Source organism: Streptomyces sp. BBFR25 (assembly GCF_044590125.1).
Classification (GTDB): domain Bacteria; phylum Actinomycetota; class Actinomycetes; order Streptomycetales; family Streptomycetaceae; genus Streptomyces; species Streptomyces canus_D.
The window spans coordinates 7,664,268-7,677,130 of record NZ_CP172447.1; the positions used below are offsets into that span (position 1 = coordinate 7,664,268).

General features: G+C 72.7%; 10 protein-coding genes. 5 read left to right on the forward strand and 5 right to left on the reverse strand.

The window, feature by feature from the left end; all coding sequences use genetic code 11:
- The first annotated feature begins 115 nt into the window (after nt 1-115).
- Nucleotides 116-3,139, forward strand: a complete 3,024-nt coding sequence (locus ACGH52_RS34255; protein WP_399945082.1) for an alpha-mannosidase — start codon at nt 116-118, stop codon at nt 3,137-3,139.
- 25 nt (nt 3,140-3,164) lie between these two features.
- On the opposite strand, the gene ACGH52_RS34260 is transcribed toward ACGH52_RS34255, so the two are convergent.
- Nucleotides 3,165-4,577, reverse strand: a complete 1,413-nt coding sequence (locus tag ACGH52_RS34260; RefSeq protein WP_076977565.1) for a lipase maturation factor family protein — start codon at nt 4,575-4,577, stop codon at nt 3,165-3,167.
- Between the two features lie 116 nt (nt 4,578-4,693).
- Between ACGH52_RS34260 and ACGH52_RS34265 the strand changes: the two genes are divergently transcribed.
- The gene (locus ACGH52_RS34265; RefSeq protein WP_076977566.1) at nt 4,694-6,784 is read left to right on the forward strand and encodes a SpoIIE family protein phosphatase; all 2,091 of its coding nucleotides are present in this window, start codon (nt 4,694-4,696) and stop codon (nt 6,782-6,784) included.
- A 41-nt stretch (nt 6,785-6,825) separates the two neighbouring features.
- Entirely contained in the window at nt 6,826-7,689 is an 864-nt protein-coding gene (locus ACGH52_RS34270) for an Fpg/Nei family DNA glycosylase (protein ID WP_076977567.1), read from the forward strand.
- A 39-nt stretch (nt 7,690-7,728) separates the two neighbouring features.
- On the opposite strand, the gene ACGH52_RS34275 is transcribed toward ACGH52_RS34270, so the two are convergent.
- From ACGH52_RS34275 to ACGH52_RS34285, 3 genes are all read right to left on the reverse strand, one after another.
- Complete coding sequence (locus tag ACGH52_RS34275) at nt 7,729-8,379, reverse strand: zf-HC2 domain-containing protein (protein WP_076977568.1); 651 nt, start codon at nt 8,377-8,379, stop codon at nt 7,729-7,731.
- Between the two features lie 348 nt (nt 8,380-8,727).
- The gene (locus ACGH52_RS34280; protein WP_399945087.1) at nt 8,728-9,243 is read right to left on the reverse strand and encodes a hypothetical protein; all 516 of its coding nucleotides are present in this window, start codon (nt 9,241-9,243) and stop codon (nt 8,728-8,730) included.
- Nucleotides 9,244-9,384: 141 nt separating this feature from the next.
- The gene (locus ACGH52_RS34285; RefSeq protein WP_059297222.1) at nt 9,385-9,939 is read right to left on the reverse strand and encodes a sigma-70 family RNA polymerase sigma factor; all 555 of its coding nucleotides are present in this window, start codon (nt 9,937-9,939) and stop codon (nt 9,385-9,387) included.
- 255 nt (nt 9,940-10,194) lie between these two features.
- On the opposite strand from ACGH52_RS34285, the gene ACGH52_RS34290 reads away from it, so the two are divergent.
- Entirely contained in the window at nt 10,195-11,349 is a 1,155-nt protein-coding gene (locus tag ACGH52_RS34290) for a CapA family protein (RefSeq protein ID WP_076977569.1), read from the forward strand.
- Nucleotide 11,350: 1 nt separating this feature from the next.
- On the opposite strand, the gene ACGH52_RS34295 is transcribed toward ACGH52_RS34290, so the two are convergent.
- On the reverse strand, nt 11,351-11,824 hold the full coding sequence (locus tag ACGH52_RS34295) for a MarR family winged helix-turn-helix transcriptional regulator (RefSeq protein ID WP_399945091.1): 474 nt from the start codon (nt 11,822-11,824) through the stop codon (nt 11,351-11,353).
- A gap of 58 nt (nt 11,825-11,882) precedes the next feature.
- On the opposite strand from ACGH52_RS34295, the gene ACGH52_RS34300 reads away from it, so the two are divergent.
- On the forward strand, nt 11,883-12,698 hold the full coding sequence (locus tag ACGH52_RS34300; RefSeq protein WP_399945094.1) for an alpha/beta fold hydrolase: 816 nt from the start codon (nt 11,883-11,885) through the stop codon (nt 12,696-12,698).
- Nucleotides 12,699-12,863 lie beyond the last annotated feature (165 nt).

The following is a 12,863-nucleotide window of genomic DNA, read 5'->3' on the forward strand; positions in this document are numbered from 1 at the left end:
AACGAGGGCGCCGCACGATTCGAAGCGCGCGCCGCTGGGGAGCTGTACCTGACGTCGGCCCCCGCCACCGCTACCCACCCCGGCAACCACCCGCCCCCAACCCCGGAGCACCCGCATGCATGACGACCGCAGCCTGGTCGAAGCCCGCCTCAAGCGCGTCCTCGACGAGCGCGTCCGCCCCGCCCTCTACCCCGAGTCCGTGCCGCTGGACGTGGCGGTCTGGAACGCACCCGGCGAGCCCGTCCCGGTCGAGGAGGGACTCGCGGCCGAACCGCGGCCCATCGAGGTCGGCGCCCGCTGGGGCGCGCCCTGGGGCACCAGCTGGTTCCGCGTCACCGGCACCGTGCCGAAGGAGTGGGCCGGGAAGACCGTCGAGGCGGTCCTCGACCTCGGCTTCGACGAGAACATGCCCGGCTTCCAGTGCGAGGGCCTGGTCTACCGCCCCGACGGCACCCCCGTGAAGGGCCTCAACCCGCGCAACCAGTGGGTGCGGATCGGCGCGCCCGTCGAGGGCGGCGAGGAGGTCCGCCTGCACGTCGAGGCGGCCTCCAACCCCGTCATCCTCGACTACCACCCCTTCGTGCCCACTCAGCTCGGCGACAAGGACACCGCGGGCAGCGAACCGCAGTACACCCTGACCCGTATGGACCTCGCCGTCCTCGACGAGACGGTGTGGAACCTGGTGCTCGACCTGGAGGTGCTCGGCGAGCTGATGGCCGAGCTGCCCGTGGACTCGCCGCGCCGCTGGGAGATCCTGCGCGCCGTCGACAAGGCACTGGACGCCATCGACCTCCAGGACGTCAACGGCACGGCTCAGCAGGCGCGTTCCCGCCTCACCGAGGTGCTGGCCGCCCCCGCCGTCCCCTCCGCGCACCGCATCAGCGCCGTCGGGCACGCGCACATCGACTCGGCGTGGCTGTGGCCGCTGCGCGAGACCGTGCGCAAGGTGGCCCGCACCACCTCCAACATGACCGCCCTCCTGGAGGACGAGCCGGACTTCGTCTTCGCCATGTCCCAGGCCCAGCAGTGGGCGTGGGTGCGCGACCACCGGCCCGAGGTGTGGGCGCGGGTCAAGAAGGCCGTGGCCGACGGGCGGTTCGTGCCGGCCGGCGGCATGTGGGTGGAGTCGGACACCAACATGCCCGGCTCGGAGGCGATGGCCCGGCAGTTCGTGCACGGCAAGCGGTTCTTCCTCGACGAGTTCGGCGTCGAGAACGACGAGGCGTGGCTGCCGGACACCTTCGGCTTCGCGGCGGGCCTCCCGCAGATCATCAAGGCGGCCGGGGCCAAGTACCTGCTGACGCAGAAGATCTCCTGGTCGCAGACGAACAAGTTCCCGCACCACACCTTCCGCTGGGAGGGCATCGACGGCACCCGGATCTTCACCCACTTCCCGCCCGTCGACACCTACAACTGCTCGATGAAGGGCAGCGAGATCGCCCACGCGGCGAGGAACTTCAAGGACAAGGGTGTCGCCCGGCACTCCCTCGCCCCCACCGGCTGGGGCGACGGCGGCGGCGGCACCACCCGCGAGATGGTCGCCAAGGCGGCCCGGCTGCACAACCTCGAAGGCTCCGCCACCGTGGAGTGGGAGACCCCGCACGCCTTCTTCGAGAAGGCCGAGGCCGAGAACCCCGCGCCGCCCGTCTGGGTCGGCGAGCTGTACCTCGAACTGCACCGCGCCACCCTCACCAGCCAGGCCAAGACCAAGCAGGGCAACCGCCGCAGCGAACACCTCCTGCGCGAGGCCGAGCTGTGGGCGGCGACGGCGGCCGTGCGCGCCGGGTTCCCCTACCCGTACGACGACCTGGACCGCATCTGGAAGACGGTCCTGCTGCACCAGTTCCACGACATCCTGCCCGGCTCCTCCATCGCCTGGGTGCACCGCGAGGCCCGCGCGACCTACGACCGGGTCGCCGCCGAACTGGACGCGATCATCGACGCCGCCCAGCGCGCCCTGGCCGGTGAGGGCGACACCCCGCTGGTGTTCAACTCCGCCCCGCACGCGCGGGCCGGGGTCCCGGCGGGCGCCGCCGCGTCCCCGGCCATCGACGGCCGTACCGACCTCGCTCCCCGTCCCGGCGGCGGCCACGTCCTGGACAACGGCCTGCTGCGCGTCGAGATCGACGACCGGGGGCTCGTGGTGTCGGCGTACGACCTCGCCGCCGACCGCGAGACGATCGCGCCGGGCGGGGCGGGCAACCTGCTCCAGCTCCACCCGGACTTCCCGAACATGTGGGACGCCTGGGACGTCGACGAGTTCTACCGCAACACGGTCACCGACCTCACCGACGCCGACGAGGTCGTCCCCGGCGACGACGGCGCCTCGGTGCGGATCGTCCGCTCCTTCGGCTCCTCCCGCGTCACCCAGGTGCTGACCCTGGCGCCGGGGGAGCGGCGGCTGGAGGTGGACACCGAGGTCGACTGGCACGAGACGGAGAAGTTCCTCAAGCTCGCCTTCCCGCTCGACGTGCACGCCGAACGGTACGCCTCGGAGACCCAGTTCGGGCACTTCCACCGGCCCACCCACACCAACACCAGCTGGGAGGCGGCCAAGTTCGAGGCCTGCAACCACCGCTTCGTGCACCTGGAGGAGCCCGGCTGGGGCGTCGCCGTCGTCAACGACTCGACGTACGGCCACGACGTCACCCGCACCGTCCGCACCGACGGCGACGCCGGTACGACCACCACCGTGCGGGTCTCCCTCCTGCGCGCCCCGCGCTTCCCCGACCCCGAGACCGACCAGGGCGTGCACCGCTTTCGGCACGCGCTGGTGCCCGGCGCGGGCATCGGGGACGCGGTGCGCGAGGGCTGGCGGATCAACCTGCCCGAGCGACGGGTGACGGGCGGCGCCGGGGAGGTCGCGCCGCTCGTCACGGTGGACCGGGACGCGGTCGTCGTCACGGCCGTCAAGCTCGCCGACGACGGCAGCGGCGACGTCGTGGTCCGCTTCCACGAGGCCCACGGCGGCCGGGCCCGCGCCACCCTCACCACGGGGTTCGCGGTCACGGACGTGCAGGTGACCGACCTGCTGGAACGCCCGCTGGCGGACGCGGAGGCCCCCCGGGCGGACGGCGACCGGATCGCCGTGAGCCTGCGGCCGTTCCAGCTGATGACCCTGCGGCTGAAGCGCGCCTAGCGCCCGCGCCTGCGACCGGCCCGGCTCACCGCTTCCCGGTGAGCCGGGTCGGCGGCAGGTACTCCCGCACATACGTCCGCTCCCAGCACGCGCCCGTCTCCCGCAGCTCGCGCCAGGTCGTGTACCGGTAGCGGAACAGCCGGGCGCGCACGAAGCGCGGCGGCGCGTCGGGCGGGAACGGTGAGCTGCGCAGCAGCCGCAACGTGGCGGGGTCGTTCTCCAGCAGCCGTTCCACGAACGTGCCGAACCACGCTCCGGCGTAGGAGGGCGACAGCGCGGCGAACCACATCAGCCAGTCCAGGCGCAGGTGGTACGGCGCGAACTGGCGCGGCCAGCGGTGTGGGTCACCGGGCTTGCCCTTGAACTCGTACGCGCGCCAGTCGCCGTCCTTCCTGGCCACCTCGTCGGCGGTGCCCTCGACCACCACCTCGTACCGGACCCGGCTGACGGAGCCGAAGGCGCCGTAGGTGTTGACCAGGTGGAGCGAGTCGAAGGAGCGGTTCATCACCTGGCGGCGGGAGATCATGTTGCGCACCGGCCGGTGACTCAGGAACACCAGCAGCGCCGCCACCGCCAGCACCACGATCTCGTACCAGAGCGGGGCGGCGGCGGTGGACGGCGGATCGGCCGGGAAGCGGATCACCGACAGGGCCAGCACGATGGTGATCCAGTTGAGCCAGGAGAAGTTGCCCGAGAGCACCAGCCACAGCTGGGTCGCGATCATCAGCGCGGCGGCGGCCGTGGACACGGGGTGCGGGGCGAACAGGAGGAACGGCACCACCAGCTGCGTGACGTGGTTCGCGGCGACCTCGACGCGGTGCAGGGGCCCAGGGAGGTGGTGGAAGAACCAGCTAAGCGGGCCGGGCATCGGCTGGGTCTCGTGGTGGTGGTGCAGGCAGGTCAGGTTCCGCCAGCACGCGTCGCCGCGCATCTTGATCAGCCCCGCCCCGAACTCCACCCGGAACAGCAGCCAGCGCAGCAGGAACAGCACCACGACCGGCGGTGCCACCTCCTCGTTGCCCAGGAACACGGCGACGAAGCCGGTCTCCAGGAGCAGCGACTCCCAGCCGAAGGAGTACCAGGTCTGTCCGACGTTGACGATCGAGAGATACAGCGCCCACGGCACCAGCCACAGCAGCATCGCTCCCCACAGCGGCAGCAGCGAGTCCAGCCCGGCCACCAGCGCCGCCGACACCGCACAGCCCGCCCAGGCGCAGCCCGCGAAGAGCCGGTCCGAGTAGCGCCACTGGAACAGGCTGGGCGCCCGCCGAAACGGCACCCGCTCGACGAAGCGGGGTACGGGCGTCAGACCGCGCTCGCCCAGCAGCGCCCGGAACTGCAGGGCGGCCGTCAGGAACGCGACCAGGTACACGACGGCCAGCGCCCGCTGGAAGACCAGCCGGGCCAGCCAGTAGTCGGGTGCGGTGAACCACTCCACGGCCGGGGCTCCTCTCGTACCCGCTCCGTGTACCCCGCCCGGCCACCGGCCCTCCCGGGCACGGTCCGGCGCACCAGGAGTCGAAGATTCCGACAAATCCTGGCAAGGTGGGGTTCATGTCTGATCGGGGAGCGAGCGCCCCGTCACTCCCGGACGACTGGCCCGCCCACCCGGACCCGATCCTGGCGCTCAACCGCATGGGCAGTTTCGACTGGGACCTGGACGCCGGACTGTTCCACATGGACGCCCAGGCCCACGAGGTGTTCGACCTGCGCCCGGAGGAGTACGACGGGCGCCCCGAGTCGCTGGCGCTGCGCGTGCCCACGGCGGAGAGCCGCCGCATGGACACCATCGTCGCCCGGGCCATGAAGGACGGCAGCGAGAACTACGGCACCTACTTCCGGCTGCGCCGCCGCGACGGCACCCTGCGCTGGACCCACACCCAGGGCTACATCCGCCGGGACGAGACCGGCCGCCCCCGCCGGATCATCGGCATCGTCCGCGACGCCACCCAGGAGATGGCCGACATCGCGGCCAACCGGGAGCAGGCCGCACAGGACGAGGCGCGCCGCCGGCTCACCAACGTCGTCCAGCTCGCCACGGCCGCCCTCGCGCACGCCCGCACCGTGGACGACGTCATCGACGTGCTGCGCGACACCCACGGACTCACCCGGCTGGGCGCCACCAGCCTGGTGATGGGCCTGGTCGAGGCCGGCCGCATCCGGCTGGTCGCCGACGGCCCCGAGAACAGCTTCATCCCCGGGACCCGCGTCACCCGGATCGACGAGCCCTACCCGATGAGCGAGGCCGTGCGGACCCTCAGCCCCCGCTTCATCGAGTCGCCGGAGGAGTTCGCGGAGCGCTACCCCCGGCTGTGGCAGGACATCACCCACCTCGACATCACCGCGGCCGCCTACCTGCCGCTGATCGCCCAGGCCCGGCCCATCGGTGCCATCGGACTGCTCTACAGCGACCGGCACGGCTTCTCCCCGGAGGACCGCAACGTCCTGGTCGCGCTCGGCAGCGGCATCGCGCAGAGCCTCCAGCGGGCCATGCTCTACGAGCAGGAGATGGACCTCGCCGAGGGCCTCCAGCAGGCCATGCTGCCGCGCACCATCCCCAGCGTGCCCGGCTGCGACGTCGCCGTCCGCTACCGCGCGGCCTCCATCGGGGGCGCCCTCGGCCGGGACATCGGCGGCGACTGGTACGACCTGATCCCGCTGCCCGGCGGACGCGTCGGCGCCGTCATCGGCGACGTCCAGGGCCACGACACGCACGCCGCCGCCGTCATGGGCCAGCTGCGCATCGTGCTGCGCGCCTACGCCGCCGAGGGCCACCCCCCGGCCACGGTGATGGCACGGGCCTCCGTCTTCCTGCACGAGCTGGACACCGACCGCTTCGCGACCTGCCTGTACGCGGAGGCCGACCTGGGCACCGGCGTGGTCCAGGTGGTCCGCGCCGGACACATCGACCCGCTGCTGCGCTTCGGCGACGGCACCTGCCGCCTGGTGCGCGTCGAGGGCGGGCTGCCGCTCGGCCTGTCCGCCGAGTTCGGGCGCCTGGCCTACCCGGTCGCCACCCTGGAGCTGGACCCGGGCAACACCCTGCTGCTGTGCACCGACGGCCTGGTCGAGCAGCCCGGCGCCGACCTCGACGAGGGCATGGACGTCCTCACGGCGCTGATCACCTCCGGGCCGCAGGACGTGCGGGACCTGGCCGACCGGCTGATCGACGTGGTCGACGAGCGGCGCGGCGACGACGACGTGGCGCTCCTGGTGCTGCGCCGCCACGGCCTGGGCGCCCCCCGGACCTTCGGCCGTGTCCAGCAGCACGTCTCCCCGGGCGACCCCGAGGGCCTCACCGAGGCCCGGCACATGATCCGCACCGCGGTCCGGTCCTGGGGCGCCAGGGCACAGAGCGACGAGATCGAACTGGTCGCCGACGAGCTGATGACCAACGCCCTCATGCACACCGAGGGCTCCGCGATCGTGACCCTGCGGCTGCTCACCGGAACCGAGCGGCGGCTGCGCGTCGAGGTCGAGGACACCTCCAGCGCCCTGCCGCGCCGCCGGGAGGCCGGGGACGACGGGGTGTCCGGGCGGGGCCTGCTCCTGGTCGACACGCTCGCCGACGCGTGGGGCGTGGAGGCACGCGGCGGGGGCAAGGTCGTGTGGGCCCAGTTCGAGGTGGCGCACGGCGCGGGCTGAATCCCGCCCGCACTGTCGGTGTCCGGTGGCACTCTGGTCGTATGCCAGAACTGCCCGAGGTCGAGGCGCTCCGCGACTTCCTGACCGAGCACCTCACCGACCGCGAGATCGTCCGGGTCCTGCCCGTGGCGATCAGCGTCCTGAAGACGTACGACCCCCCGCTCACGGCGTTGGAGGGGCACCGGGTGGCGGCCGTGCACCGCTACGGCAAGTTCCTCGGCGTCGAGACGGCCGGCGGCCCGTACCTGGTGACCCACCTGGCCCGGGCCGGCTGGCTGCACTGGAAGGACAGCCTGCCCAGCGGCATGCCCAGACCCGGCAAGGGCCCGCTCGCGCTGCGGGTCGCCCTGGAGACCGGCGCGGGCTTCGACCTGACGGAGGCGGGCACGCAGAAGCGGCTCGCGGTGTACGTCGTGGCCGACCCGCGACAGGTGCCGGGCGTGGCCAGGCTCGGCCCCGACCCGCTCGCCGACGACTTCGACGAGGCACGCTTCGCCGCCCTCCTCGACGGGGAGCGGCGGCAGCTCAAGGGCGCCCTGCGCGACCAGAGCCTGATCGCGGGCGTGGGCAACGCGTACAGCGACGAGATCCTGCACGCCGCGAAGATGTCGCCGTTCAAACTGGCCGCCTCCCTCACCGACGAGGAGACCGCCCGGCTGTACGCGGCGCTGCGCGACACGCTCACCGGGGCCGTGGAGCGCTCCCGGGGCATCGCCGCCGGACGCCTGAAGGCCGAGAAGAAGAGCGGGCTGCGGGTCCACGGCCGCACCGGGGAGCCCTGCCCGGTGTGCGGCGACACCGTCCGCGAGGTCTCCTTCAGCGACTCCTCGCTCCAGTACTGCCCGACCTGCCAGACCGGCGGCAAACCGCTGGCGGACCGCAGGATGTCCCGGCTGCTGAAGTAGCGGCGCCAACGCGGTGGCGGGAGGTCGCCGGGGCGGCGGTCATCCGGTCGGCAGCGTCACCAGGCGCTCGCCGTCCGCCGTGCGCACCTCGTAGCGGTCGATCTGGCCGGGATGCAGCGCGGCACCGCCGCGCATGGTGTGCGGCCGGACGTCGTGCCGGGGGACCATCCAGCTGGTGACCGTCTGCTCGGACCCGTTCCGGCCGACGGCGACGAGCCGGCACGAGCGCGGCCCGGCCCCGTCCTTGACCTCGAGGCGCACGTCCGTCCCCCAGGTCTCGTCCTCGGCCGTGATCCGCGCCCACACCCCGGACCGGGCGTCGGTCGCGGTGACCGGCGCCGCCGGGTCGCCCTGGCTCGCGTACAGCACGGCGCCGGGCCCGGCCACGGCGCACACGACGGCGGCGGCCACGGCGTACAGCACCCGCCTGCGGCCGGCCCGCCGGCGGGTGGCCACCGCGGACAGCAGCCGGTCCAGCAGCCGTGGGCCCGGCCCGGCCAGCGGGTGGACGACACGGGGTGTCGCCTGCCGGTACAGCATCAACTGGCGGGCGGCGGGGCCGAACTCGGTCACCTGGGCCGTGCACCGGGGGCATTCCATGAGGTGGTCCTCGAAACGGAAGGCCTCCGCCTCGTCCAGCACACCGAGCGCGTAGGCGCCGACGTCACGATGCCTTTCCAGGGACCTCATGCCGAATCCTCGTACCGTTGGGTGCGGGTGGGGTTACTCCTTGCTCCCACCCGTACGCACCGGACAGCGGAATCACTCAAGTCACCGCGCAATCGCGACCGAGGTGTTCGGAGCGGCCCGGGGCGTGGATTGGTCCCTCCTTCGGGAAAGGTCCGCGAGTCCGGCCGAGGCGGCTAGGGCCTGTCTGACAATTCCCGCCGTCGCCCGAAGGGCGGCCTCGCGGCGTCAGGTGCGTGCTCTCGGCGTGCCGGGCGTAGAGCGTCGTACTGGATGTACTTGGCTCTGCGCCCGGTGCGGCGAGAGTGCGTGCATGGCGTCGCGAGGCAGGCAGGAATTGTCAGACAGGCCCTAGAACAGGTGGATGGCGAGGTGTCCCAGCGGCAGCCCGAGCTGCCAGGCGGGCGTCCACACCTTCGGCCCCTCGTCCTCTCCGGTCACCGCCGCCCCGCCCGGGACCGCGTTCAGGTCCGGCGCGAGCAGTTCGGTGTCCTGGAGCCAGCGCCAGGCGGCCCGGGCCAGCTCCAGGTCCGGCGAGTGGCGTCCGGCGGCGACCGCCTCGGCCGTGACCTCGGCCAGCCGCCCGTGCACCCACTCGTGCCAGGGCTGGTCGTAGGCGGTCAGGGACAGCCAGGTCTCCAGGTGGGTGACGATCCGGATGCCGCTCAGCTCGTTCTCCGTGTCGGACAGGAAGACGGTGAGCGCCAGCGCGTCGCGACCGGCGCGGAACTCGAAGGACGTCGGCGGCATCAGGTCGCCGGTCCGCAGCAGTTCGTCGGCGATGTACTCGGCGTACAACCACGCCATGGGAACGCTGAGTTCGCCCCCTCCGGTGCCGTCCGTGCTCTCTTGACCTCTGTGCAGCATCCCTTCCTGCCTTCCTCCGGTGCGTGCGCGTCGCCCGACCCGGGTCATGGACCCCCGTCCGGAACACGGATGAGGACAGCCGACTGCTCAACCGGGGTCCTGGGCAAGGCGCTTTACGGAGGTTTGACCATAGGGCCGGTTTCACCGCAGGTCGGCGGCGTATCCCGGTAGCACCCTGCGCATGGCGCGCAGCGCGTAGTATGCGCGGGACTTCACGGTACCGGGTGGGATGCCGAGGGCGGCCGCGGCTTCCGCCACACTCGCCCCCTGGAAGTACACCAGCACCAGGACTTCACGGTGCTCCGGAGTGAGTGTCTTCACAGCCTCGCGCACATCGAGGGCCGCGGTGGCCCGCTCGGCGTGGTCCGCGCAGACGCGGGCGTTCTCCAGTACGGCGTCGCCGACCTCCGCGGGGCGCGCCTGGCGGGCGCGGCGCGCGTCGATCGCGAGCCGCCGGGCCACGGTGAGCAGCCACGGCCGAACGGAGTCGAAGTCGTCGGCGCGCAGCGCCTCGGGGTGCTGCCAGGCCCGGACCAGGGTCTCCTGCACCAGGTCCTCGGCACGCTGCCGGTCGCCGTCGCTGAGCCGCAGCAGCAGCGCGAAGAGCGGCCGGCCGTGCTCGCGTTGCAGTGCGGCGAGCTCGTGCTCGGCGGTCGTCCCGTTCGCCGTGTCCGTCAGGGTGATTCCGGCCGTCATGGCCGTATGGCACCGCACGGGGCCGCGCGGGGACAGGGCGCACGCACGGGTGTGCGACGGGCGGTCGATCGCGTCGACGAACGGTTCGACGAACGGTCGGCGCGAGGTCGGCGTGCGCGGTCCGGGCACCCCGTTCGCACCCGCCGGACGGGCTAATGGGCGTGTCGGAGCCGCCTGTGACAAGCCGCGCCTCTGTATCTGTTTGTAAGTAAATGTGACTTTTCATCGGTGTGTGCGACCCAGCGGAGTGAACGGATGATCACACGCAGTCGGCAGGTGGCCCTGGCCCTGACCGCCCTCCTCACCGCGGGCGCGGCCTGCCAGGCCCGCGACCACGAACCGCCGAAACCGCCGGCGCCGGCCCCGTCCGCCGCGGACACCGGTGTGTTCACACTGGTCGCCTCCGGGGACGTGCTCCCGCACGACTCGATCATCGAGCGGGCCCGCTTCGACGCGGGCGGCACCGGCCACGACTTCCGCCCCATGCTGGCTGGCGCCCGGCCCGTCGTCGCGCGGGCCGACCTCGCCCTGTGCCACATGGAGACCGTCTACGGCGCGAACGGCGACTACAGCGGCTACCCGCTCTTCAAGTCCCCGCCCGAGGTGGCGAAGGCGCTGGCCGCCACCGGCTACGACGGCTGCTCCACCGCCTCCAACCACAGCGTCGACGACGGCGCGGACGGCATCCGCCGCACCCTGGACGCCCTCGACCGCGCGGGCGTCCGGCACGCCGGGACGGCGCGCACCGAGGCCGAGGCGGACCTCGCGACGGTGCTGCGCGCGGGCCGGGCCCAGGTGGCCCACCTCGCCTACACCCTCCACACCAACGGCCACCCGCTGCCCGCGGACCAGCCCTGGGCGGTCGGCCTGATCGACGAGGCCCGCGTCGTCGAGGACGCGCGGGCCGCCCGGAAGGCCGGCGCCGACGTCGTCGTCGTGTCGCTGCACTGGGGCACCGAGTGGCAGGACGAGCCCGACGGGGACCAGGTGGCCCTGGCCCGGAGCCTGACCGCCGCACGCACCGGCGACCGCCCCGACATCGACCTGATCCTCGGCACCCACGCCCACGTCCCGCAGGCCTACGAGAAGGTCAACGGCACCTGGGTGGTCTACGGCATGGGGGACCAGATCGCGGGCGAGATGGTCAACGACACGGGGGCCCGCGACCCGCGCGGCAACCAGTCGTCCATCGGCCGCTTCACCTTCGCCCCGCCCGAACGGGCCGGTGAGCGCTGGAAGGTGACGAAGGCCGAGTTCGTCCCGCAGCTGTTCGACGTCGACGCCGGCCGGGTGGTCAACCTCAACCGGGCGATCGACGAGGGCGCCGACCTGCGCGCCGTGCGCGACCGCATCCGCGACGTGGTACTCAGCCGGGGCGCCGCCGAGGACGGGCTGGTGATGGGCGAGTAGGTCACGCGTCCGCCACGTGGTCCAGGGCCGTCAGCATGGCCCCGAGCACGCGCAGACAGGCGGTGACGTCGGCGTCCGTGAGGTCCGGGCCGACCTCGCTCAGCAGGCGGTGCTCCCGGTCGAGGACGCCGTCGATCGCGGTCCGGCCCCGGGCGGTCAGCTGGATCAGCGACGACCGGCGGTGCGCCGGGTTCGGGATGCTCTCCACCAGGTTCAGGGCCGCGGCCTCGTTGACCATCCGCTGGACGAACTGACGGCTGATCGCCTGCGCCCGGCCCATCTGCGGCACGGTCATCGGGCCGCCGCGTCGCAGCATCGTCAGCACGGCGCGGACGCCCACGGACAGACCGTCGGCGGCCAGACCCTGCTCGACGCCGCGCTGAGCGCGCCGGTAGAGGGGGCCGACCAGGTCGTAGACCTCGGCGAGGCGCCGGGCGAGCGCGTCCGGGGGGAGGGGTGCGTCGATGTCGTTCACGTCGCCATCATGACACCCAGGTTGCCAAAACGAGAGTCAACATGACACCTTGGTTGTCATGACTACCGCCTCGGACCTCCGCTTCTTCGCCTCCGACGACGGCGATCTCGCCTACCGCGACACCGGCGCGGGCGACCCGGTCGTCCTGCTGCACTCCGGCTTCACCGACCACCGCGTGTTCGACGCCCAGATCCCCGCCCTGGCCCGCGAGTACCGCGTGATCGCACCCGACGTCCGCGGACACGGCGCCTCCGCCAACGCGACCCGGCCATTCCGCTGGGCGGACGACCTGGCCGCCCTGCTCCGCCACCTCGACGCCGGACCCGCGGTGCTCGTCGGCGTGTCCATGGGCGGGGCCATCGCCACCGACACGGTCCTCGAACATCCGGAACTGGTCCGCGCGGTGGTGGCCTGCGGGGCGTCCACCAGCGAGTTCGAGTACACCGACGCCTGGGTGCGCGGGGTGCAGGCGGAGCAGGCCGCCGCACTGGGCGCCGGGGACGTCGAGGGCTGGCTCACGGCGTTCCTGCGCTTCGTGCCGGGGGAGCACCGCACCCTCGACGACGTCGACCCCGACGTGCTGCGCCGGGTGCGCGAGATGGCCCTCGGCACCCTCTCCAAGCACACCCCGGACGAGGTGAACCACCACGTGCCCCTGACCGACACCTGGGCCCGGGTACCGAAGATCGACGTGCCGGTCCTCACCGTCAACGGCGCCCTGGACGCGCCCGAGTTGATCGCCGAGGCGGAACGGCTCGCCCGCACGGTCCGAAACGGCCGTTCCGTCGTCGTCGACGGCGTCGCGCACTACCCGAACATGGAGCAGCCCGAGGCCTTCACGGACATCGTCACCGGGTTCCTGCGCACCCTCTGACCTTGTTCTACCCCGAGGCGGCGGACCGCTCGGCCACTCGCCGCAGACCTCCGCCGGCCCTGGCGAGGGAAGGGTTTGTCCCCCGTGCGAGCTACGTCCGAAGTGGCTCTGCATGGTGACGACGGCCGCTCGTGGCGTCTGTAGCGTTCTCTCCGGCCGCTGTGC

What these genes read in the sequence shown, in the direction of transcription:
- ACGH52_RS34265 (WP_076977566.1), top strand. Translation starts at nt 4,694, where the DNA reads ATGTCTGATCGGGGAGCGAGCGCCCCGTCACTCCCGGACGACTGGCCC.
- ACGH52_RS34255 (WP_399945082.1), top strand. Translation starts at nt 116, where the DNA reads ATGCATGACGACCGCAGCCTGGTCGAAGCCCGCCTCAAGCGCGTCCTC.
- ACGH52_RS34285 (WP_059297222.1), bottom strand. Translation starts at nt 9,939, where the DNA reads ATGACGGCCGGAATCACCCTGACGGACACGGCGAACGGGACGACCGCC.
- ACGH52_RS34270 (WP_076977567.1), top strand. Translation starts at nt 6,826, where the DNA reads ATGCCAGAACTGCCCGAGGTCGAGGCGCTCCGCGACTTCCTGACCGAG.
- ACGH52_RS34280 (WP_399945087.1), bottom strand. Translation starts at nt 9,243, where the DNA reads ATGCTGCACAGAGGTCAAGAGAGCACGGACGGCACCGGAGGGGGCGAA.
- ACGH52_RS34290 (WP_076977569.1), top strand. Translation starts at nt 10,195, where the DNA reads ATGATCACACGCAGTCGGCAGGTGGCCCTGGCCCTGACCGCCCTCCTC.
- ACGH52_RS34275 (WP_076977568.1), bottom strand. Translation starts at nt 8,379, where the DNA reads ATGAGGTCCCTGGAAAGGCATCGTGACGTCGGCGCCTACGCGCTCGGT.
- ACGH52_RS34300 (WP_399945094.1), top strand. Translation starts at nt 11,883, where the DNA reads ATGACTACCGCCTCGGACCTCCGCTTCTTCGCCTCCGACGACGGCGAT.